Here is a 22,542-nt window from a genome sequence, read left to right as displayed (position 1 = left end):
GGCTCCTCCTACTGGACTTGAACCAGCGACATACGGATTAACAGTCCGCCGTTCTACCGACTGAACTAAGGAGGAACTCCAAAAACAGATTGTCTTTTGTTTGTGGCTCCTCCTACTGGACTTGAACCAGCGACATACGGATTAACAGTCCGCCGTTCTACCGACTGAACTAAGGAGGAACTCATCAAACAAAACTGCTTTAAAACACCGTGGTGTATCAAAGCGATGCACATTTTACAAAGCAAAGCCCTAGCTGTCAACACCCATATTAAAAAAGTTTAACAAAAGGATGCACTTCAGCGCATAAAGTTGATATATATAGGCTTTTGCCAAGGCAAGATCTTACGTTAAGACTTGGCTTATGACGGTATAAAGACTATCAAAGTATAAAAAGCAAAAAGGTCTAGTAATGCGGATATAGCACAATAAAACGATCTTGCTTGTCTTGAACTAGCTCAATGAACTGCTCTAAAGTCATTAACCACTTCTGCTGTTTAGCAGTGTATGTATCATGCAACGGCTCAGGCACAACTAGTTGTATATTATGACTAATCATCTCATCTGTCTGACCTTCACTAATACCTTCTTCTAAAGTAAGTAAGTGCTTAGATTTAATCCTTGCAGCTTCAGATATGACCTGTCTCCATCTATCTTTACAAGTAGTTTTAACGCCTAACATAGTAAGAAATTCTGCGTCTAAGTTTTGGTCATGGTATGCAGAAGCACTAGGAAAAAGAAAGTCAGGTCTAGATTTGTTCTCTGTTACACATGTTCTGACGTATTTTAAGTCTCTAGAAATGAATATCTGTTCAAGGTGATTTTCTAAAGCGTGACCTACTCTGCTTTTACGTCTATTTAGAATTGAAAGTGCATAAGACAGAAACTCATCTGTACTACTAAATCCATCTTTAATACGGTCATCTACAAAAAAACGTTCAAGAGTCCTAAAGAGGCCCTCTTCTCGCTCCATCCACTTTAATACCGCACTGTCGGCATTACTTTTACCATCAATCTCGTTTAATGTAGATCTTGCGTATTCTGAAAATACTTTTGTTGAAGGAAAATCTCCATTAAATATTCTCAACATCTCAGTTAGGTATTTGGATTCATTGTTATAAACCTCAATACCCAATGCATCTAATATTAGCTTCTTTGAGTAAGTTAAAATCTTATTGTACTTATGGCTTGAAATGCTGAATTTATTGTCAATCTTAAGATCAAACAATGTACTAATGTATGAACAAATGTCTGATTCTGATGGAGTTAGAATCGTCACCAGAGTTCCATCAGTTCTTAAGGCAATAACGAGATAGTCTCCAGCACAAGCCTCATCCATTACCTTATTCGATGAGAAATACAATCTAAACTCTGATCGAGTAGGATGAGCTTCTCTAGCGTCATACCATGTTAACGTGCCTGTATCCCTAATAATAGGTTCGCTAAAAGAGTCATCACTCATATAGAGGAAGACAGAAGAAAATGTTGTTCTTTGTTCTCCCAAAAGGTGCTTCAATGATGAAACGCCATTAAACTCATGCTGATTGCTGAGATTTTCCTCTACCTCAACGCGACTTAGAATCTTACCCCCAGCCCCAACAAAATATGTTGAAAGATCAAACTTGTTCATTTTAAAGCGCCTGTGGAACTAGAATAGGCTCTTCTGCAATATATGGTTCCATAATCTTGGCGACAGCGCTAATTACAGGAACAACAACAGAATTTCCAAACTGCTTGTAAGCTTGCGTATCAGAAACAACAATCTTAAAGCTATCAGGAAATCCCATAAGCCTAGCGCACTCTCTTGGAGTCAGCCTACGGGGATTGTTACCTGCTCCTCTACTAATTAGAATCTCAGATCCATCTTTATAATAACGGGCTGATAGAGTTCTTGAAGTCATATCGGGTGTTACTAAGCCATAGCCAAAACCATTTCCCTTGGCTTTGTGCTTTGCAGCATAGTCTTGCAGATAGCTCCATAACCCATCTGAAAGAGTGTATTTAGGAAGAACTGCTCCACTCCCCTCTTGTGTATAGATACCATCCCCCTTTTCAGTTCCGTCTTCTGGGTGAAGGATATTGCTTAGAGCTTGCTTAAAGCTTGGTACCTTTAATTTATCCCAAGAGAAGTCTGTTTCCTCTCTAAAACCTACAATAATGATACGTTCTCTGTGCTGTGGAACCCAATGAATGCCATCAATGACCTTATAGAACACTTGATAACCGAGCTCTTGTTCTAATGTTTCTTTAATGACCTTAAATGTTCTACCTTTATCATGCGATACAAGGTTTTTAACATTCTCTAACAAGAACGCTTTTGGACGCTTAGCTGCAATAATTCTTGCAACATCGAAGAACAAAGTTCCTTGGGTTGCATGGGAAAAACCATGGTCTCTGCCTAAAGAATTATTCTTCGAAACACCAGCGATAGAAAACGGTTGACAAGGGAAGCCGGCCAAGAGCACATCATGATCAGGCACATCATCCTCATGCATCTGGGTAATATCGCCGACAAACATCTCACGATCACCAAAGTTAGCTTTGTAAGTCTTCTCTGACCATTTATTCCACTCACTTGTAAATACGCAGTAGCCGCCGATGGACTCAAATCCAAGACGAATTCCGCCTATTCCTGCAAACAAATCAATGAAAGTAAAATCAGACATGAAAACCTCGATGACTCAATAAAAATGAGTCATTAGCAAACAAATCAACAAACCGTAGATGTAATATTAAAAATAAGCTCTAAGATGGTTTAATAAAATTATATAGCTTACATAAGATAAGATGCGAAACTGTTTAAGAGTTTGACAGGCGCGAATTGATGTTTAATGAGCGGTGACGAACCTGCACATTAAGACCGCGAGAGTGGTACAGATCAGCAAGCTTCTGTGCAATATACACGGAGCGATGGCAGCCGCCAGTACAACCTACAGACACTGTAAGATAGCTGCGATTACTTGACTCAATTGCATGCAGCCATGAGCTTAGCAAGTTATCGATCTGATCTACGTAAGCATCAACTTCAGGATAACGTGCAAAGAAATCTTTAACAGGCTGATCTAGGCCAGTAAAGGAGCGCAGCTCCTTTTCCCAGAATGGATTTGGTAAGAAACGAGCATCGAATACAAAGTCTGCATCCTTGGCAATACCATTCTTAAAGCCAAAAGACTCAAATACCATTACCAAGCGCTTTTCTGGAGTGCCAATAATAGCTGTGACGATCTCATTAGAGAGGCTATGAACAGATAGCTCAGAGGTATCAATACGTAGATCAGCAAAACCTGAGATTCCTGCAAGCTTAGTACGCTCAAGTAAGATCGCCTCTTCAAGTGAGAGATTGTTTTTGGATAATGGATGAAGGCGTCTTGTCTCTGAATAACGTTTTACTAACACCTGATCATCAGCATCACAGAAGATCAGAGTAGAGTGAATGGAAGCATCTGACTTGATATTATTGAAGATAGACTCAAGGTAGGAGTCATCCTCAGGGATATTACGGATATCAATAGAAACAGCTAAACGAGGATAACGCTGCGGAGCTATCTCAGTAAGCTCTTTTAAGAACATTACAGGCAAATTATCAATGCAGTAATAGCCTAGATCCTCAAGAGCACGCAAAGCTACGGTCTTACCTGATCCTGAACGACCTGAGATGATTACCAACTGAACTGATGCATCGCCCATTTTCAGACCTCGTGAAAACATGTTGCTATAGGCAAGTTTAGTATTTTATGACCTAGCCAACGCTGCGATCTTTACCACACTTTCAATGACCTAAGTTTAGTCACTAAGGTCTTTTATCTTAAAAACACTGGCCATCACATATGCTAAGTAGTATTGCACAAGTGATCTCAAGCTTAATGTCTCTTGCAAGTGTACTACTTAATTATGCTCATTATATAAAATCTTAACAAAGAGAAATTTAGATGCTCTGTTGTGGCCATGATCCTCAACAAAATTTCTAAATCTAACTAGCTCATTTCATCTAAGATCTTAAGATCGCCATAAGTTTTCTAAACTTATACATAGTGCCCATGATCTTTGAAGATCTCAGATAACCTAATACCCATGATCGTTTAAGATCTCAGACAAATTCAGAACCATGTTCTTTAAAAGATCTTGCACAATTTCAGAGCCATGATCTTTAAAGAACCTCATGGAGCTTCATAACTAAGAGCTTTTAAGATCTCATAGAACTTAAGAACTAGGAGCTTTTAAGATCTCATAGAACTTAAGAACTAGGAGCTTTTGAGGCTATCAGGTATAGCATCACTAATGAACTGCATAATGGTGTTAGTTGCTGTTGCGCTTTGCTCTGTAGCGGCGATCGTTGGTTTTGCCTCTAAGGAGAGTAGTGAGTCGAGTTTTTGCAAAAGCATCAAGAGCTTATTGTTATCTTGTCGAATGCGTCTAAAGGAGTTGGCTAGCTCAGTGTTATTTAGATTCGAGCTTACTAGACGCAGCATCTGTGCAACATCTTCGTACTGATCTTCAGAGGAAATGAAGAAAGCCATAGCCATATCAACGCCGTGATAGTCAGTATCGACACTGTTATAAGCCACTTCATCTTGTAAAATGCACAAAATACAAATGCTTTTATCAAGGCCATGAATAAGCGCATGAGGAAGTCCAATACCCTTAGCACACACAGTTGAGCCACAAGACTCGCGCTCATTTAGCGCTAGGAGCAGATCTAACTTATCAAGTCCAGATACTTCTGAGGCAACAGCGCAAATCTCCTCAAACAAACGCTTTTTACTAAAGCATGTTAGAGGCGACAGGATGTAAGTATTAGGTAGAATCTTAAACTGTGCCATGAAATGCTCTCTTTAACAAACTTAAGCAACTAAGCTATACAAGCTTAAAGCTTACTTGTGCTATGGGTAGCGACGTACATCTTATTTTTAGGCTAAAACGTCGCGGGTGTGCAGTACTTATTAAGAACTTGCTGTATTATAAGCGCTACTTAAGCGATCTGATCAGGATCTAGCAAGCATTAGCCTTCTCTTAAGCTTACACAGCAAACACTGCTCTAATCTTTGTAATGCTTCAACTTATTTGTCTGCACCATTAAGTTTTTGTGAGCCGTTCATAAGTTGTATCTACGTATTTTACTGTAGAGTAGAGATTAGTAAGCTAAATGTTAGTTTTAACTATTAGCAAAACAATGCTTCACACGGCATAGCAAGGCTTTAGCTAAGTGTGTCGCTTAATTAAATGATGGCTAGTTCTATCTTAACGATTCCTTATTAACTGAGGTATTCTCATGGTTACCAATGCAAAGCCTACTTGTATCGACTTTCAGAGGCTTGTAACTAATGGCTATGCTCCACACGAGCTTGCTTCTTTTGTACGCACAAGCCCTTACTTTGATGCTCAGTGGTACGAAAGACAGTACCCTGGCATTGAGTACCACGATGATGGCTGCCCAGATGCAGCATTCCACTACGCTAACTACGGCTATAAAGAAGGCAAGCTGCCTAGCCCGCTGTTTGATGGCAATCGTTATAGCGATTATCACAACCTGAGCGACTACAATCCGCTTGTGCATTATATTGCCTCAGGCTGCCCTGGTCGTTACCGCTCATATGAGTTTGGCAAAAACATTGTTGATCGCTACAACCAAGATCAGACTGACTTTTTAGTATCAGAACGAGCCTACATTTACGAATTACTGTACAAAGAGAAATTTAACTTAGAGCTTGATCTGTGTGCAGTGCCAGCAACTCTTACTGAAAAGTTCTTCTCCATTAAGGCTTTTGGCGCAGACATGATCAATGAGGCTATTCCTCTGCTTGACGCTAAGACCATGCCTGAAACCTTAATTAACAAGTATGGCTTCAACAAAGATGAAGTTATCAATGTTAAGGCCATTTGTAAGGACACTGATGAGCTTTTAAAGGCATTAAAAGATCTGCCTACTTCGATCTCTATGATCTGCAATGGCATGCAAGGCACTGTTATTTCAGCTGGCAACAAGGAAGATCTTAAGATCCAAGACAACGTGCGTGTTCTCGACGCTATTCAGGCCAATGCTTTGGGAGAGAATATTGTCGACAAACTCCATCCTGTAGCTAAAGTAAGTCCTGACTTTGTAGTCTTTGACAATCCAATCTTTAGCAATAAAGCTCACCGCATGGTGCAGGTAGTATGCTTCAATGGCAAAGCTCAGTTCATGCTCATTACAGGACCAAATGGTGCACTTACTTTTGCAGACTGCGACTTAAATGTTCTGCCAGTAGCTATCTCTACTAATGATCAAGGTCTGCATCCAATAGAAAAAGAGTTTAGACGCCCAGAATGCCTTAATGCCATGCTCTGTAAAGCAGAGACTATTGCACACGACTTTAAGGCATTAACAGTAATGTTCGCTGTGAGCGAAAAAGAATTTGTTTGCACAGCAATTAGAACTGAGCTGTTAAACGGCATGTTTAAGCTCAGCAACGACTTCGATCTGCGCTTTGGCTCCCGCCTTGAATTAGCCTAAATGCATTGTCTGCGCACCTTACACGGTGCGCTTTGGGCGCACTTTGGGCGTATTTTTTGTCCCACTCCATCTAAAACTTCTTTAGTGCGCCCCCTAGCTCTTGTCCATTAGTCATATCCAAGCATTAGATAGCTACGAATCAAGAGCAATTATTTCACAAGACGCATCGATGGGATTGGGTAAGGATTGCCCTGAGCATCATGCTCACTTTGAGTGCCCTATTCACCACGTTAGCTAGATTTAGGAGCAGGCAGCAAGGCTGTGCTCTCATTTGTTACTAGTGCAGTTGAGGTAGAACGAACCGCTTCAGATGCGCTAGTAGAAGCCTTTTTGCGTCCACGTCTCTTCTTTAACGGCTCTGACGATGCTGCGATCTTAGATGCAAGCTCCTCACCCTTTTGAGAGCGTACTGACTTTTTGTTCGGTAAGGCCTTAACACCACTACCTGCTATGGCATGACGTTTAAGCTGAGTCGATGCTGAACGCTCAGTCTGATTACGACGTACGGATACAGCTTTTTTGCCCTTACGTTTGCTGCTTTTATCAGCAAGGGCCGGAGTATCTGAATGCTCATCTGACTGTACACCTTCATTGAGCAAGATGGCCTTAACTTTGGCCATGGCATTAGACTCCACTTGTCGCACTCGCTCAATGGAGATATTAAATTCGTTAGACAGCTCTTGCAGCGTAGCCTTTTGTTCATCAAGCCAACGGCGCTTAATGATATAACGTGAACGATCATCAAGCGAGTCAAGGGCCTCGCGCAGCTTCTTCATCTCCCAAGCAGCGTAATTGCTCTGCTCGTAAGTTTTAGCAAAATCAGAGGTATCGTCTTCAAGATAGGCTGAAGGAGACATAGCTACGGCGACACCCTTTTCTGAGCTGTCTGCCTCATCAAGATCAAAACCAATATCCGATCCTGAAAGACGCTTTTCCATTTCTGCTACGTCACTAGCAGATACACCTAAACTTGCAGCAACATCATTACGCTCACTTGCGGTAAAGCGACGTAATTCATTTTTAAACTTGTTGAGGTTGAATAAGATCTTACGCTGCGCCTTGGTCGTGGCCACTTTCACCATACGCCAATTGCAAATGATGTATTCGTAGATCTCTGAGAGAATATAGGTTCTTGAGAAGGTTGAAAGTCTTGCGCCCTTTTCTGGCTCAAAACGTTTAACCGCTTTCATAAGTCCAATATTGCCCTCTTGAATCAAATCAGACAGCGGTAAGCCATATCCGGCAAAACCGCGTGCCTCTTTGATTACTAAGCGCAAGTGTGACTCTACTAAGCGACGTGCAGCGGATAAATCACCATCCTCTCTAAAACGACGTGCTAATTCTTCTTCCTCTTCCTCACTAAGCATCGGCACCATATTGGCAGCTTTGATAAAAGCACCAATACCTGCAGTTGAAGAGGCTTTCACTAAAGCTGTGGATGGCTTCTTATGCCCATCACCATGAGTTACAGGAAGATTTGTAGTAGTCGATGAATAATCTTGCTCACCATCGCCGTCATCATCTAAAGAGTCTTGGCCATCATGCTCAAAGACATGCATACCGCTTTCATTAGATGCAAAATCATCGTGTTCGGCCTCTGAGTCGTCTTCATCCTCAAAGTTACCGTAACTGCTAGACTCTAAATCGAGTTCCTCTTCATGATCGCTATCATCAAGATCATAGCCATCATGCTCATGAGTAAGTTCTTTGACCTTATTAAAAACATCAAAGCTATCATGCTTGTGTTCGCCATCATCAAGCTCACTAGAAGCTTTGCTAGCTACCGCTAGTGGTTGATTAACTAGATCAGTTGACTGATGCTTTACTAGAGCCGTTGATTTAGATGAGGCAATAGCAACAGCATGAGATGATCCTGCTATCTTGTCATGGCTTTGAGACTCCACAGCTCCTACTTGAGTTACACTTGCCTCTTGAGGCTCAATTGCCTCAGCATCTGTAAACTCATTTTCAAAGCTTGATTTGAAGTGCTCTTCAAGTTTAGCTAACTCATCATCCTCAATGACATCTGCATCGATATATTCTGGCTCAACATCTTTAATGAGCTTACTGTCCTGCTGATGCAGAGGCTTAGCATGAACATAACTTGTAAATGAACTATCCTCAGGATCATGAGCAACAGCCTCGACAAAGCCATCATCGTGGGGATTGACTGACTTAGCGTGTGCAAATGCATTGTCAGAACTACTCTCTGGAGTAGGGCTTAAATCATGTGAGGTTAAATTTGGGGCATTCACAAGCGCGGCGTCCTTACTCTTAAGGCCACTTACCTCATTATATTTACCTAAAGGCATAGCGCCATTTTCTGTGGTATTCCCACTGTAATGGCGTTGTGATGATGAATCTGACTTAGACATTCTCACACAGCTCATTAATACAACCGTGTAATGATAGCACACAGTACAAGACACGGCTTGCATAGCTAAGATTGCAAGATAAAAAACGAAAAAGGCCGTCAATGCTAATGCACCAACGGCCAATTAATTAATAATACTAAGCTTTATAAAGGCTTGGCAACTGCCTACAGAGTGCAGTCAACATAGTGCAAGCTATAGGCTGCAAGTTATCATTGCGAAACTAAAGATTGATAGTTTCGTCCGCAAGACGGCAACCAGCCTGCTTATGAGTAATAATGATGATGCCTTTTCTTAAGTTCTGAATGCGCTCAATAATACGCAGTTCCTGAACCTCATCAAGACCCTCACCAGGCTCATCAAGCACGATAAACTTGCTGTTATCCACAGCAGCACCGCCAACCGGGACAGCGTTTGCGGCAACTAAAGCTCGAGCAAGACACAGTCGACGGGCCTGACCACCTGAAATAGTAAGACCAGTTGAGCCAAGCCACTCATCGAGTCCTGCAGGCAACTGAGCAATCAGATCTGTAAGCTCTACAATTGCAAGAGCACTCATAACCTCATCACGAGTGATCTTTGGTTTGATCTGCTTAAACGTCTCAAACACAGTACCTGAGAACAGGGTAATGTCCTGCAATGCTACAGAGAAAGAAGCTCTGATATCACGTGACTTTAAGTCTGAATAGGCTTTACCGTCTAAGAACAACTCACCATCTTGTGGATACAAAAGTCCGGTCATAAGCATAACCATGGTGGACTTACCGCGTCCTGATGGAGCCTTGATCACATAGTTGCGATCAGTTCTAAAAGACAGTGAGGCTCGATTAAGCACAGTTAAAGACTGATCTTGGGCAATCTGATAGCTAAAGGACACATCCTTGAACTCAACAGTATGCACATCAAGCTCTGCATTAGCTGCGCTTGCACTGCTTTCACTATTAGATGCAGTGCTATCAGCTTTGCTTATATCAAAGCTACTAAACTTTGAAAGCTTGCCACCAGATGCAGCTTGAGCTGCCAAAGAGCTGTACTCTTCTTCATCTCGATCCACTTCACTAACAGAACGCGGATTGAGATCGGCATTCTCATCAGTAATCTTAAGCAAGGTGCTGACACGCCCTGCAGCATGACGTACATATGGAAGATTTAAGAACGCACCGCTAAGGGGTACTAAAACTTCATATGAAGCCATGGTGCCTACAGATAGCATCATCATCATAGATGGACTCATCTGACCTGCAATCACTAATGGCACAGACATGACGAGCAGCAAGAACAAAGTGATCTCAGATAAAGTCATCAAGAACACTTGAGCAAGCTGATCTAAGAAGATGATGCGGGAACGAGCATAAGCAAGCTTGTCTGCAGTTGCAAGGAAGCTTTCAGCTCTTTGCTTATGCATACCAAGCAGCATCAGATCGAAGAAGCCTCGAATGAAATCGCTCATCTCATCATTCAGACGAACAGCCATAGAGCCTTGCTTTAAGGAGTGCTCACGAGCAAGCATAGTCATCAAAATTGGAATGATTACGCCAGCAAGGATCATCAAAGCTAAAGCAACAAATGCCATTAGTGCTGAAAAATACAGCAAGAATCCACCTACAACCATGCCCATTAATACGGCACAGACAAAAGGTACAAACTGCTTGATGTAGATAAGTTCTAAACGCTCCACATCTGATTGCATACGACGCTGAATGTCTGAGCTCTTGAGCTTGAGAGCATCTTCAAGCTTAAGATCTAATGCTCGCTCAAATAAGAATACTCTTAAATAAGCAATAAGACGGAATGTAGCGTCGTGGGTGTAGTAGCGCTCACCATATCTCAATAAGGTACGCGTTACTGCCAAAAGACGAATCAGAGCTGATGGAATAAAGATGTTTAATACGATGTCATAAAAACCGTACACCGCCATGGCGCTTAAGAACCAGGTGGCAGAGGCCATCAAACCAATGGATGACAACGTGGCAATAAAAGACATGAAGATGCCGAAAATAGCACCATACATCTCTTTCTTAATAAGACCGACAAAACGCAGATACTCTGCCATTACAGCAACTCCTCTTCGGCCTTATCTGCAGCGACCACAACCGATGCGGCTGAAGCCTCACGCTCAACATCTGCCTCGTGCAAATCACTTTCCTTGTCAACGGTACTTTGAGGGACTACCTCAATGACCTTGTCAGAAAAGTCAATAAGCTCCTGTCGATGGGCAACCACAATCACAGTCTTATCCTGACCGAGCACACGCAGCGCCTGTAAGAAGCGGTTTTCGCTATCACGATCAAGCGATGCAGTAGGCTCATCAAGAAGCAGCACTGGTGAATCACGTAACATAGCGCGAGCAAGCGCAATCAAACGAGTCTCACCGCCTGAAATACCACGGTTTTGATCACCCACATGATGATCTAAACCATCAGCAAAACGCTTGAGCAAATGATCAGCACCAACTGAGGTTAAAGCTGCTAGTAAATCCTCGTCAGTCGCGTCTTTAGCACCTAAGCGTAGATTATCGCGCAGGGTTCCAAAGAGTAGATTTGGCAGCTGAGGAATGTAGGTAATACATGACATGAACTTAATGAGATCTTCACGATCGCACTCATGACCGTTTACCTTTAACACACCGGCAGAAACATCAGTAAAGCCAGCTACTGTCTGCAGTACGGTAGATTTACCGGCACCCGAAGGTCCTACCAAGGCTGTGATAACACCTGGCTCAAACATGCTAGAGAAGTTTTTTAAACCTACTCTACCGTTTGGATAGGTTGCATCCACCTTAGCAAATTCAATAACAAATGGGGCCTTGAGCCACGATGTATCGCTATTATCGCCTTCTGCCAAAGCTGCCTCATTGGGCACATTAGCATTAAGTGATGAGAGCTGATTGTCGTTAGCCTCACAAGATTCATTTTCCTCTCTTTGAGCAGCTAAACAATTAAGTTCAGCACCAGAACGCAGCTTTGGATCTGGGAAGATATTGCGTTCAGAGAGTAAATCCATAAGTCCTGACATAGCACCTAAAGCACGCATCTTGGCATGATAGGTGGCACCTAACTGGCGCAATGGCAAGAAGAATTCAGGGGCAAGCAACAGTACAAAGAGCGCTCTGGTGTAATCAAATCCATGCTGATACACAGCAAAGCCTAAAGTCACAGCACAGATTGCAATACCGCAGGTGGCAAAGAACTCGAGTACTAAAGCAGATAAGAACGCAATACGTAAAACCTGCATAGTCTCGACACGCCAGCGTTTGGTAAGTCGTGCAATCTTGGTGATTTCCTGACGCTCGATGTTAAAGAGCTTTAATAATGACAGCTTATCTAAAGCCTCAGCAAAGCGTACTGAAAGGCGAGTAATCTGCTTCCACTGTCTACGATTTAATCTTTCGGCACCCTTGCCAATTAAGATCATAAAGACAGGAATCATTGGAGCCATTAAAAAGAGAATCAGGGCAGAACCTGGAGAAACTAAGGCTACAGCGATAAGACAGACTACAGGAATGACCATAGCATAACGCAAGGTCACTAAGAATGAGCTGAAATACGGCATGATGTCGTCTAGAGCATCAGTAAACATGGTGCTCAAAGATGACTTAACCGCAAAGGAAAGTGGACCCACACGCAATAGTTTAGCGATGAGCTCTTCACGTACGGCACCTTCAACTAAGTATGAGACCTTAGCTATGGCCTTAGCAATGAAGAATCGCATAACAAAGCGACCTGCCAATGGGATGAGGCAGTATGGGGCGAGGTGTAAAGAAGCGGTATCTTGCTTAACGACAAAGTCGGCAAAAGCAAGACAGATGATTCCGTAGAAAGCGCACAAAAAAATTGCATCTGTGAATGCTAGGAACATCAGCAGATGCAAGGTACCTTTGGCGCGACGGCCCCAGCTTTTTAACTGCGCTGGAGCATCGTTTGTTTGAACTGAAGTATCGATTTTAGAACCAGTCCCAAAGATCAAATAAATAACTTACGGCGAGGCATAAACCACAAACGCCGAGTAATCCAATTATCCATGCAAGATAAAGCATTGTTACTCCTAAAACTTTTGTACCCTTAACCGTTACCTCTTACAAAGCTGCACCTTACGATGCAGCTTGATGCAAGCAAGGTACAGGGGATTTTACTCCCCTGAGTGGAGAGCTATTTAAAGCTCTCCAGACTAAGAGTAAGGGGTAGCGCTTTTAGTCTATTAGTAGTGACCGGTATTGCCGTCTTCTTCAGATACCTTGTTCCACATTCTCTTGTAAGCCCAGAAAGTGTAGGCCAGGGAGATAGGAACAAAGATGATAGTTACATACAGCATGCACTGTAAAGTGAAGTGAGAAGAAGAAGCATCCCAAATGGTCAGTGATGAGTTTGGATCCATGCTTGATGGGAGCACGAATGGGAACATTGCAACAGCAGCTGTGCAGATCACGCAAGCGATAGCCAGTGAGTTGTAGATGATGCCCTTGCCAGCCTCACCCTTAGCACCTAATAAACCAGCCTTTAACATGCAGAACATAGCTGCAATAGGGATGATTAACAGGATGCCATATGAGTTCTTATAGTTTTCAAACAGACCGTTCTCAACAACCTCAACAGTCTTGCCAGTGATCATGTGGAATGAACCTTCTGGAGCTAAAGAAACGAGTCTGTAGCCATCAAAGGTGTAAGCCCAGATGCCAGCAATGATGTAAAGGATTAAGGTTAAGAATGCGAGCTTGAAAGTTAAGCCACGAACACGGGTGCTAATCTCATCAACAGTACGTAACTGAATCCATAAGCAGCCCTGGGTCAGAAGCATGGTTACGCTAATTAAACCACAGAGGATTGAGAATGGATCGAGCAGTGGGAGTAATGCAGTTAAGAATACACCGTCATAGTGCCAGCGGACATTCTCGTCAGCCCAGAATGGTAAGCCCTGTAAAAGGTTACCGAATACTACGCCGAACAGTAAGATTGGTAAGAAAGAACCTACAGTTAAAGCAATGTCCCAACGCTTAAGCCAAGTCTCGTCCTGGTTGTGGTTACGGTAGTCAAATGCCAGTGGACGTAACCAAATGGCAGCTAAGACTAACAGCATACCCCAGTACAGGCCTGAGAAAGATGCAGCGTAAACTTCTGGCCAAGCTGCGAATACAGCACCACCAGCAGTGATTAACCAAACCTGGTTACCGTCCCAGTGTGGAGAGATAGTGCTGATAATAGCGCCACGCTCTTTTGAGTTCTTGGTAACCTTGAACAGCAGTGCAGAAACTGCCATATCCATACCGTTAGTCAGCGCAAAGCCGATTAACAGTACACCTACTAAAATCCACCATAAGACCTGGAGGGTATCGTAATCAAAAATCATCTCTTACTCCTCCATTAAACAGCGGTGTTTGGCTCAGTTGATGAAGTTGGCTCATCGGCCTTTGGGGCCAGTTCCTTCTCATCAGTGATCTCAGGACCTTGCTTAATAGCCTTAACCATCAACTTCATTTCGATGATTAAGAGGGCAGTGTAGATACCGATGAAGAACAGTAATGATAAGCCTACGTCAAGAGGTGAAAGGCTTGAGGTTGCCAGATAAGTTGGCAGAATCTCATTAATAGCCCATGGCTGGCGACCTACCTCAGCCACAATCCAGCCTGCCTCACAGCAGATGAATGGCAGAGGGATACAAGCGATGAGGATCTTGAGCATACGTGGACGGTTATGCAGATCGTTCTTGTATAACAGTAAGTATGCAGCAACTGCAGCAACCAGACCTAACAGACCAACCAGGCCAATCATGATACGGAAGGCATAGTAGTTAATCCATACTGGAGGTACGGAGTTGTGGGCTGCAAGCTTAATCTCATCCTCAGTTGGGTTGAGAGGATCAGCAGCATGCTCAACTAAGAGTAAGCCGAAACCTAAGTCACGCTGATGAGCCTTAAATAAGGCCATGTTCTCTTCAGTTGCTTCGCCAGCACGCATCTTGGTTAAAGTGCGGTTAGCGATAAGGCCACTGCGGATACGCTCCTCGTTCTCAGCAACGATTTGACGTAAACCCTTAACCTCTGTATCAAAAGAGTGAGTAGCAATCAGACCTAACAGAGCAGGGATCTTGATAGAAACAACATTTTCCATCTTATCCTGGTTAGGAATAGCAAATACTGACCATGCAGCAGGTGGAGTCTGGGTCTCAAACTCAGCTTCCATAGCAGCAAGCTTGGATGGCTGATGCTTGGTTACAGCTAAAGCGGATAAGTCACCAGTTAAACCTGATGCACCCATAGCGCAGAAACCAAATACGAGACCAATGGTCATAGAACGCTTGGCGAACTGGAAGTTCTTGCCCTTCAGCATTAAGAATGCACTTACACCGATTACGAAGAATGAAGCAGTGGTGTAACCAGCTACTACGGTGTGTAAGAACTTGACCTGTGCAACCTCTGAGAAGATGAGACCCCAGAAGTCGGTCATTTCCATACGCATTCTCTCTGGAGAGAACTCTGAGAACTCTGGGTACTGCATCCAGCCGTTAGCGATAAGAATCCACATGGCTGATAAGTTAGAGCCCAGTGCAGTTAAGAAGGTGATGACCAGGTGAGTCTTCTTAGAGAAGCGGTTCCAACCAGTAAACATCAGACCGATGAAGGTGGACTCTAAGAAGAATGCCATTAAGCCTTCAATAGCTAATGGAGCACCGAAGATGTCACCTACATAGTGAGAGTAGTTAGACCAGTTAGTACCGAACTCAAACTCAAGAGTAATACCGGTAGCTACACCAATCGCGAAGTTAATAGCGAACAGCTTACCCCAGAACTTTGCCATATCGCGGTAAATGACACGTCCTGTTGCAACATAGACCAGCTCCATTACGAAGACCAGCCATGAAATGCCTAATGTAAGCGGAACGAAGAGAAAGTGGTATAAAGACGTGGCAGCGAATTGCCAACGTGATAATTCCACCATTAGTTCGTTGACCATGGAAGACCCCTATGAAAGTACCCGCAGGATTACCGATACGTCTAATACTCAGCAAGTGTGCTAAAAGGGCATAAATGCTCAAGGCGTATCTAGAACAAATAGTAAACTTGCGTTCCTTACTTGTTAAGTTGAGGCCGCATTATATGCTATTCATGTCACTAACTTTCTTATCTTGTGTGAACATTGCGATCAGTGTCATATAAGGACATAGATGTCAAAAACTATGGCTAAAGCCCTTATTTATCTTGTTTATGCGCATATTCGTAAGCAAGTTTGTAAAAACAACGCCCGTCTTTTCGCAAAAACTTATCACTTTATCGTTTGCATTATTTTGATGCAAAACTTTATGCAAAAATGTCACGATCGCCCATTCTGTCTAAGACTAAGATTTAATAAAGATATTTAACAAATTGACACTTTTTTGCAAAAATTGAGCACTTCTTCTCAAAGTTGAGCATTATTTAACCCAAAAAACCCTAAATTACCATCCTTACACAAGAGCCTTTCCCCATCTACAAGCTCACCCAACAGATCGCTTACAAACACCATTTACACACCATTTGCAAAAGATTGCAGCTTTTGCAGACCTCCCCCACCTTCCTATGGCTCAACTACCAAAGATCTAATCAATGAGTCATGTTCTTTAACTGGCATTTGCAAATGTATTAGCCACTTTAGCGGCATTACGGATCCAAACCTGCAGAAGATTGATCACAAAAGATCACGTCCTTAAGGACACATCTTTTAATCAATCTAGCTTTGCTGATATGAGATAAAAGAGACTAGCAGCGATTAACTTAATGACTTTAATACAGCACGCTGCTAGTAGAGTTATCTATCTCTCGGCCCTAAGCATCGGCTGCTGTAGCACAGTTAATGGATAAGACTTTATTGTCATCATCAGTAACAGTCTTCGCCGTGCGGATATCCTCAAGCAGGATCTTGTGTGAACCTTCCATTACTAAGCCATTTTTAGAGGCAGTAATAATCGTAAGTCCCTTTACTGAAGCATTTGTAACATTATTCAGGCAAATAAGATTCTCAAAAGGCGCACTATCTGAAGAAGAAAGGCTCAGTCCCTCAAAAGCCTTGAGATCGTCGTTTAATACTGCACGAGCTAACTCTTTAGCCTCTTTAGAACTTAAGTTCATAAAGCTGCCATCAATCACTCCATTGCCCTCAAAGTGCACGTTATTAACGCCATTTACCAAAATAAAGGAGCTATTAACGTTGAGCTTGCCCTCATCTGATGCCAACACATCATTCATAGCTCTAGCGCAGGCTTGCATATCTGCCTTTAAGATCGCACCTCTTTCCAAACGAATACGCACATTAGCTGGGATCTTTAAAGGCCCAGTCAACCAAACACCTGCACCTAAAAAGACGGTACCGCCTTTTTGTGAGCAAGTATCAATGGTCTTTTGCAATGCTTGAGTATTATCGGTCTTACCATCTGCCTTGCCACTATAATCAAGCGGGGTCCACTGTCTTGAACATCTGTCGTCGAAAGTACCGATACAGCCACGACCGGCTTTATGCTTGTAATCTGAGTTTGCAAAAATATTTAGCTTATCAAAGATCATAGCGCTACCTAATCACACCAAAGACAATCCACGAGTAGCGATAACTATGCAGAACAAAGGCAATCGATACCCAAATCTCATATGATTAAGCAATTTACCTTACAAGCGAATATCCATTGGATAAAAAGCCATACGCATGTGTTGTATCTCACAATCTATATTAAGATTGTAATTATAATTGGGTAATCGCTCTCATCTATCGTGCAGCATTCAACTTGTGACAAATGAATATAGAATGCAGCTTACAAAACAGATAAAATGATGAGATTTTGCAGCTTGCTAAAGCAGACAAATGTGCCATCAACGCATGTTAAAAGTTCTTACATTACAAGATCATATCTTGTTACATTAAGTACAATGAACATCTCTTAGGGATTAAGAGTCATGCACAAGTAGCAATGTCGGGCAAATCATTAGGATCTTAAGTCAATCAAAATGGTCGATGACTGTGCCAAGATCTTGGGTCATTGAGCAGCAGTACATACTTGTATGTAAATGTCACTCCTGCGTGAACAAGCGAACAGCATCAACCATAATTGCATTTTGTGTTTAAACAATCATGATCAATTTCTTCTACCAAGTCGGCTATTCAGGTGCCTTTATCTTCTTAATCGGCATCATCGGTCTTTTCATGGCTATTCGTGGCACCGTCTTGGTAATCCTCGTTAAGAAACAAGGTTTATCAGCCAATGGCATTGCGAGCAGCATCATTACCTCAGTTAATGAGGCTGAAGCCAATAAGAGTCAAGACGAGGGTAATAAGCCTAATCGTGAGCTCATCATTAACACTCTGATGCAAGTTCAGATGAAAGGCATCTATTCATCCATGTACTTCTTAAAGCTATGTGCTGCTATCGGCCCTTTATTAGGCCTGTTAGGCACTGTTTTAGGTATGGTAGATGTATTTGCCAACCTCTCAGCGCGCTCTATGCCTGATCCATCTATGCTTGCTGGCGGTATCTGGGAAGCATTATTAACCACTGTGATGGGTCTGACTCTTGCGATCCCTGCGCTGATTGTTCATTACTACTTGCTCATGAACCTCAGAGCATTTAGAAACCAAATCAACCTTGCAATTAGCAACATTAAGCTTCACTAACGCACAGCACAAACCCAAACAACCCTTTGGCCATATCAACAAGTTAGCCCATAGCTACCTTGCGGCCACCAAGTTTCAATGTCAGGAGACATTTTCCATGAACGAGCATGATGATGACTTAAATGTCGATCTAACACCACTGATTGACGTGATCTTTATGCTCGTGATCTTCTTCATCATGACCATGAGCTTTACCCTGCCGGTGATTGACTTTAACTTACCTCAGTCAGGCACTGCTCAAAGTGAAAGCCGTACTGCCACTATTCGTGTCAGTGTAGACGCTCACGGTAACTTTAGTGCAGGTGAGACTTCATGTACTGTAGATGAGCTTGAAACTATCATCGAAAAGCGCATGGTTGAGTGCAACGACAATAACGAAGAGCTAAGCATTGAGCTTGTGATCTCTAGTGACACTCCTACTCAACACTTAATCACTGTTGCTGATCTGGCTCGTACCTATACCCATGGTCGCCTTTTAGTTGTTGCTGAGAAAAACGATAACGCCCCAGGTGCCCCAGGCTCTGCTGTTGGTACTCGAGCAAGCGAGAGTACTGCTCCAACAAATAGCAGCACTACATACAGTGCAGGATCAAAATAGATGATTCATAAGTGTTTCTCTATGGATCCTGACTTAGTTGCACGCACCTGTGGCTTCATTGGAGTGCTAGGTTCCCTCGTGGCTATAGGAGTCTTGGACAATCCAAAGTTCATAATTACTCCACAGCAAAACTTTGAATCTGTAATCCTCTCTTTAAATGTTGCTGCAGCCGAAAAGATAGAGCCACAAGAAAAAACTCTTGAGGATCATGAGCCTATTCAAGCAGCTCCAAAAGAAGTTGAGCCAGAGAAGGTTGCAACTAAAGAAGAGCCTAAACCTGAGCTCAAACAAGAAATTAAGCCTGAGCCTAAGGTAGAGCCTAAAGTAGAACCAAAGGTTGAGCCAAAGTCTGAAAGCAAGCCCCAGCCTAAGCCTAAGGCGGAGCCAAAACCTCAACCAAAAGCCGAACCTAAGCCAAAAGTTGAGCCTAAGCCACAACCAAAGCGAGAGGCTCAAACCACAAGCACGAGACATCAAACATCAGTAAAACCTGATACACAGGCAAAGCCAACTACACAACCAACTCCACAAGCTAGCGAGCAGCAAAGCCGCAAGATCACAGCTGAGCTGTCATCTCTGCTCGTAAAAGAGATCAAAAGCAAGCTGCGTTACCCTCGTAATGCCGTAAGACGCAGACTTGAAGGCACTGTGATGGTTGAGTTTGTAATTGAACGTGGCGTGGTGATCTCATACACCATCAATAAAAGCTCTGGCCATAAGATCTTAGATGAGGCTGCAGGCAAACTTGCCAAGAGCATGCTCAAATTCAATACCAAACTATCTTCAATGAATAATCGAGTACTAATCCCAATCAAGTACGAACTTATCTAAGGGTAAAAGAAAAGGCAGTAACCACAAAGGAAACTGCCTTTTCTTTTGTCATCAGCAAAAAGCAGCGCCATAGCGCTGCTTTTTTAGTATTGACTAAAAGTAAGCTCAATTGCATGAGTACGAGCTTAGTCTAGGACTAAGGGACTAAGCCCTTAGTCACAAGAACTGTACGATCTTAGAACTTGCCACGAACGCCTAATGAGAAGCTGCGGCCAGCATCGTGAATCAGCTCATTAGTCATGTACTTCTTATCAAAGATGTTCTCTAAAGCTGCGTATGCAGTGAACTGATCATTTGAACCGAAGTGAGCTGATACGGCTAAGTTCCAAGTTACGAAGCCTGCTAAGTTGTACTGACCAATGTATGAGCTTTCAGCAATGTCGTCGTTCTTAGAGTTGTCAGCAAACTTAGCATAGCCATCTACATTGAAAGTAGAGCCGTAGTAGCGTAAACCTGCATTACCTGACCAACGTGGGGTACCATTGTTCTTAGATGACTTACCCTCAATTTCATACTCACGCACCAGGTAAGTTAAGTTTACATAAGGCTCGTAGGTACCATCGATGAGGTATGCAAGTGACAGGTCAGATCCATAAGTGGTAGCCTGAGCAATGTTCTGGAAGGTAAACTCTTTCGGTTTGACCTTTTGGGTTTCAATGTAGTTATCAGCAATAGTGTAGAACACTGCAAAATCAGCAGCTAAAGCACCATCATCCCAACGGAAACCAAGCTCAAAGTTATCAGACTCTTCAGGCTTTAGATCAGGGTTGCCCTTCTGCATTTCACCAGTTGAGGTGGTGATGAACAACTCCTGCAAGGTTGGAGATCTAAATCCCTGAGACCAATTTGCACGGAAAGCACCATTTTCAAAAGGACGATAAACAAGACCAACAGAACCTAAGAGCTTGCTTTCTGTTCTATCATCCATAGCAGTAATTTGATCTGGCTGAACTACACCAATGCTTGGCTGGCCCGGCTGTTGAGGACGAGTATAGTAAGTGCCGCCCATTGTAGTTGTTCCAGCATCATTCTTTACGTAGTTATATCGAATACCAGTATTTAAGGTCAGCTCATCAGTAATATAGGTTGAGAGCATGGAGTAAATTGCATGATTTTGCTGCTTAAAACCAACATCATCAAATGTGTGCACCATGCGCATCCAAGGAATGGCTGGAGGTAACAAATTGCCTCCTACATCCATCACCGAGTAGGCTTTTGCCTTATCTAGGCGACCTTCGTAGCCAGTTACGAGGTAGAAAGTGTCGGATAAGGAGAACTCAGCTTGGAGGTTTGCACCAAAGCTCTCTTGCTCGTTAGCTACGTCGATATCTACACCAGCATATGGAGTGTTTAAATAATCCTTATCGTTGGTCTGATAGTAGAAAGAACCATCTACAGCAGCTACATAGTCATTTAAGTCTACAGCCTTGAAGTAGAGCTTATGCTTCATACGGTTCCACTTAGGCATAGAACCACGGAAGTTTTTATATGCAGGGTAATCGGTGGTGGTAGATACTTCAGATGATGAAATGTACAGCTCACCGTTATAGCCTAAGGTAAGCTTGTCGGTAACGTCATAGCTTAAGTCAGCATTGAAGCCGTGTGCTCTGTAGGCAGTGTTATCTACATAACGACCATCAGCGATACGTAAATCACCTGCATTATCATTAAATGCGCCTACTGCATACTTAAAGCGATCTACAGTACCAGTTGCATTCATAAACTCAGTAAATGAAGAGGTGGCACTGTTGTAACCTACGCCAGCCTCTACATCGATTGGGTTTGCAGAAGCTTGCTTGGTAATAACGTTAACAATACCGCCAATAGCATCAGAGCCGTATAAAACAGATGCAGGGCCCTTTACTACTTCAATACGATCAATGAAGTATGGGTTCATGAGCATAGGTGCACCTGACTTGGTCTTCTGATCGGAAATACGATCACCGTTGACCATTACTAAGGTACGGTTTGAGTGCTCACCACGAATAGCAACACGCTTAGCACCAGGAGTACCATCAGAAACGATGTTTAAGCTTGATTGGGTGCTTAACAGATCAGGTACGCTGTCACGGTTTAACAGCTGAGTCTCTTTACCTGTAACGACAGCTACAGAAGCATCAGTATCGAGAAGTGCCTTTTGAGTACGCGCAGCGGTGATAACTACAGTCTCGCCAGCAATGCGATCATAATTAGCACCTTTAGTCTGATCTGCTGCGTAGACACTAGGAACGGTTACCATAGATAAAGCCACTGCTAACAGGCTTTTCTTATACTTACTTTTAGAAGACATTATTCAAAAACACTCTCTGTTTGTGATACAAAATTTTTAGCATCGAATACAGACAAACACCATTACAACAACTAACAATGGCTCCACTTGAGGGATTTTCAGTGCTAAAAGAAAGTTTGCATTATGAGCTTATAGAAAAATTTCGCAAAAACTTACTGATAGTTTTTTGCAATTAGTTTGGATATTTAAGAAAATTTGACGGTTAGCTCTCATTTTTGAACCAAAAGTGCGCCTAAAACACCCATTTTGTACCAAAGACGATATTCCTAAAACAATCTGTATCGAGTAGAAACCTTAAACTCAATTAACGCGCATATTTATAAACAATTTTGTGT

Annotated in this window: 14 protein-coding genes, 2 tRNA genes and 1 pseudogene; 4 read left to right on the top strand and 13 right to left on the bottom strand. The window is 42.7% G+C overall.

The genetic code is table 11. The features are described 5' to 3' along the window. Positions 1–2 precede the first annotated feature (2 nt). The 6 genes from RDO37_RS06310 to RDO37_RS06285 all read right to left on the bottom strand — a co-directional run bounded on the left by RDO37_RS06310 (position 3) and on the right by RDO37_RS06285 (position 4,817). Positions 3–75: transfer RNA gene (locus RDO37_RS06310), tRNA-Asn, on the bottom strand. Positions 76–103: 28 nt separating this feature from the next. Continuing rightward, positions 104–179: transfer RNA gene (locus RDO37_RS06305), tRNA-Asn, on the bottom strand. 224 nt (positions 180–403) lie between these two features. Beyond that, positions 404–1,627, bottom strand: coding sequence for a type II restriction endonuclease (locus RDO37_RS06300; RefSeq protein WP_308498473.1), 1,224 nt, complete (start codon positions 1,625–1,627; stop codon positions 404–406). Position 1,628: 1 nt separating this feature from the next. After that, a complete protein-coding gene (dcm, locus tag RDO37_RS06295; protein ID WP_308498472.1) occupies positions 1,629–2,663 on the bottom strand; it encodes a DNA (cytosine-5-)-methyltransferase in 1,035 nt (344 codons plus the stop codon). 133 nt (positions 2,664–2,796) lie between these two features. Further along, complete coding sequence (rapZ, locus tag RDO37_RS06290; protein ID WP_044122263.1) at positions 2,797–3,684, bottom strand: RNase adapter RapZ; 888 nt, start codon at positions 3,682–3,684, stop codon at positions 2,797–2,799. Positions 3,685–4,238: 554 nt separating this feature from the next. Beyond that, positions 4,239–4,817 (bottom strand): PTS sugar transporter subunit IIA, encoded by a 579-nt coding sequence (locus tag RDO37_RS06285; RefSeq protein ID WP_052339036.1) that lies wholly within the window; start codon positions 4,815–4,817, stop codon positions 4,239–4,241. Positions 4,818–5,266: 449 nt separating this feature from the next. Here RDO37_RS06285 and RDO37_RS06280 point away from each other — a divergent pair, with 449 nt between their 5' ends. Then, positions 5,267–6,487 carry a hypothetical protein gene (locus RDO37_RS06280; protein ID WP_281710221.1) on the top strand — a complete coding sequence of 407 codons (1,221 nt, stop codon included), beginning with the start codon at positions 5,267–5,269 and terminating at the stop codon, positions 6,485–6,487. Positions 6,488–7,092: 605 nt separating this feature from the next. Here the strand turns inward: RDO37_RS06280 and rpoH are convergent. From rpoH to RDO37_RS06250, 6 genes and pseudogenes are all read right to left on the bottom strand, one after another. After that, a pseudogene (rpoH, locus tag RDO37_RS06275) lies at positions 7,093–7,914 on the bottom strand (RNA polymerase sigma factor RpoH); the annotation flags it as partial. 1,168 nt (positions 7,915–9,082) lie between these two features. Beyond that, positions 9,083–10,912: an ATP-binding cassette domain-containing protein gene (locus tag RDO37_RS06270; protein ID WP_308498471.1), complete on the bottom strand. Its 1,830-nt coding sequence runs from the start codon at positions 10,910–10,912 to the stop codon at positions 9,083–9,085. Then, the gene (cydD, locus tag RDO37_RS06265) at positions 10,912–12,825 is read right to left on the bottom strand and encodes a thiol reductant ABC exporter subunit CydD (RefSeq protein ID WP_308498470.1); all 1,914 of its coding nucleotides are present in this window, start codon (positions 12,823–12,825) and stop codon (positions 10,912–10,914) included. Before cydD ends, RDO37_RS06270 begins: the two co-directional genes overlap by 1 nt. Before the next feature lie 231 nt (positions 12,826–13,056). After that, a complete protein-coding gene (cydB, locus tag RDO37_RS06260; protein WP_308498469.1) occupies positions 13,057–14,202 on the bottom strand; it encodes a cytochrome d ubiquinol oxidase subunit II in 1,146 nt (381 codons plus the stop codon). Positions 14,203–14,216: 14 nt separating this feature from the next. Then, on the bottom strand, positions 14,217–15,806 hold the full coding sequence (locus RDO37_RS06255) for a cytochrome ubiquinol oxidase subunit I (RefSeq protein ID WP_308498468.1): 1,590 nt from the start codon (positions 15,804–15,806) through the stop codon (positions 14,217–14,219). 848 nt (positions 15,807–16,654) lie between these two features. Next, a complete protein-coding gene (locus RDO37_RS06250) occupies positions 16,655–17,389 on the bottom strand; it encodes a glycosyl hydrolase family 28-related protein (RefSeq protein WP_308498467.1) in 735 nt (244 codons plus the stop codon). 559 nt (positions 17,390–17,948) lie between these two features. Between RDO37_RS06250 and RDO37_RS06245 the strand changes: the two genes are divergently transcribed. The 3 genes from RDO37_RS06245 (at position 17,949) to RDO37_RS06235 (ending at position 19,917) form a co-directional block, all read left to right on the top strand. Then, entirely contained in the window at positions 17,949–18,488 is a 540-nt protein-coding gene (locus RDO37_RS06245; protein ID WP_052339034.1) for a MotA/TolQ/ExbB proton channel family protein, read from the top strand. Positions 18,489–18,585: 97 nt separating this feature from the next. After that, on the top strand, positions 18,586–19,086 hold the full coding sequence (locus RDO37_RS06240) for a biopolymer transporter ExbD (RefSeq protein WP_308498466.1): 501 nt from the start codon (positions 18,586–18,588) through the stop codon (positions 19,084–19,086). Further along, complete coding sequence (locus RDO37_RS06235) at positions 19,087–19,917, top strand: energy transducer TonB (protein ID WP_308498465.1); 831 nt, start codon at positions 19,087–19,089, stop codon at positions 19,915–19,917. A 175-nt stretch (positions 19,918–20,092) separates the two neighbouring features. Here RDO37_RS06235 and RDO37_RS06230 read toward each other — a convergent pair whose 3' ends face one another. After that, a complete protein-coding gene (locus RDO37_RS06230) occupies positions 20,093–22,156 on the bottom strand; it encodes a TonB-dependent receptor (protein ID WP_308498464.1) in 2,064 nt (687 codons plus the stop codon). Positions 22,157–22,542: the final 386 nt, after the last annotated feature.

The sequence above is a fragment of the uncultured Anaerobiospirillum sp. genome (genome assembly GCF_902485895.1).
In the GTDB taxonomy this organism is placed as follows: domain Bacteria; phylum Pseudomonadota; class Gammaproteobacteria; order Enterobacterales; family Succinivibrionaceae; genus Anaerobiospirillum; species Anaerobiospirillum succiniciproducens.
This window is presented reverse-complemented; position numbering and strand designations above follow the sequence as displayed.

Excerpts from the sequence above, each read along its gene's own strand:
- RDO37_RS06235 (WP_308498465.1), top strand. The coding sequence starts at position 19,087 with ATGATTCATAAGTGTTTCTCTATGGATCCTGACTTAGTTGCACGCACC.
- RDO37_RS06285 (WP_052339036.1), bottom strand. The coding sequence starts at position 4,817 with ATGGCACAGTTTAAGATTCTACCTAATACTTACATCCTGTCGCCTCTA.
- RDO37_RS06280 (WP_281710221.1), top strand. The coding sequence starts at position 5,267 with ATGGTTACCAATGCAAAGCCTACTTGTATCGACTTTCAGAGGCTTGTA.
- dcm (WP_308498472.1), bottom strand. The coding sequence starts at position 2,663 with ATGTCTGATTTTACTTTCATTGATTTGTTTGCAGGAATAGGCGGAATT.
- RDO37_RS06230 (WP_308498464.1), bottom strand. The coding sequence starts at position 22,156 with ATGGTAACCGTTCCTAGTGTCTACGCAGCAGATCAGACTAAAGGTGCT.
- RDO37_RS06250 (WP_308498467.1), bottom strand. The coding sequence starts at position 17,389 with ATGATCTTTGATAAGCTAAATATTTTTGCAAACTCAGATTACAAGCAT.
- RDO37_RS06255 (WP_308498468.1), bottom strand. The coding sequence starts at position 15,806 with ATGGTCAACGAACTAATGGTGGAATTATCACGTTGGCAATTCGCTGCC.
- RDO37_RS06245 (WP_052339034.1), top strand. The coding sequence starts at position 17,949 with ATGATCAATTTCTTCTACCAAGTCGGCTATTCAGGTGCCTTTATCTTC.
- rapZ (WP_044122263.1), bottom strand. The coding sequence starts at position 3,684 with ATGGGCGATGCATCAGTTCAGTTGGTAATCATCTCAGGTCGTTCAGGA.
- cydB (WP_308498469.1), bottom strand. The coding sequence starts at position 14,202 with ATGATTTTTGATTACGATACCCTCCAGGTCTTATGGTGGATTTTAGTA.
- RDO37_RS06240 (WP_308498466.1), top strand. The coding sequence starts at position 18,586 with ATGAACGAGCATGATGATGACTTAAATGTCGATCTAACACCACTGATT.
- RDO37_RS06300 (WP_308498473.1), bottom strand. The coding sequence starts at position 1,627 with ATGAACAAGTTTGATCTTTCAACATATTTTGTTGGGGCTGGGGGTAAG.
- RDO37_RS06270 (WP_308498471.1), bottom strand. The coding sequence starts at position 10,912 with ATGGCAGAGTATCTGCGTTTTGTCGGTCTTATTAAGAAAGAGATGTAT.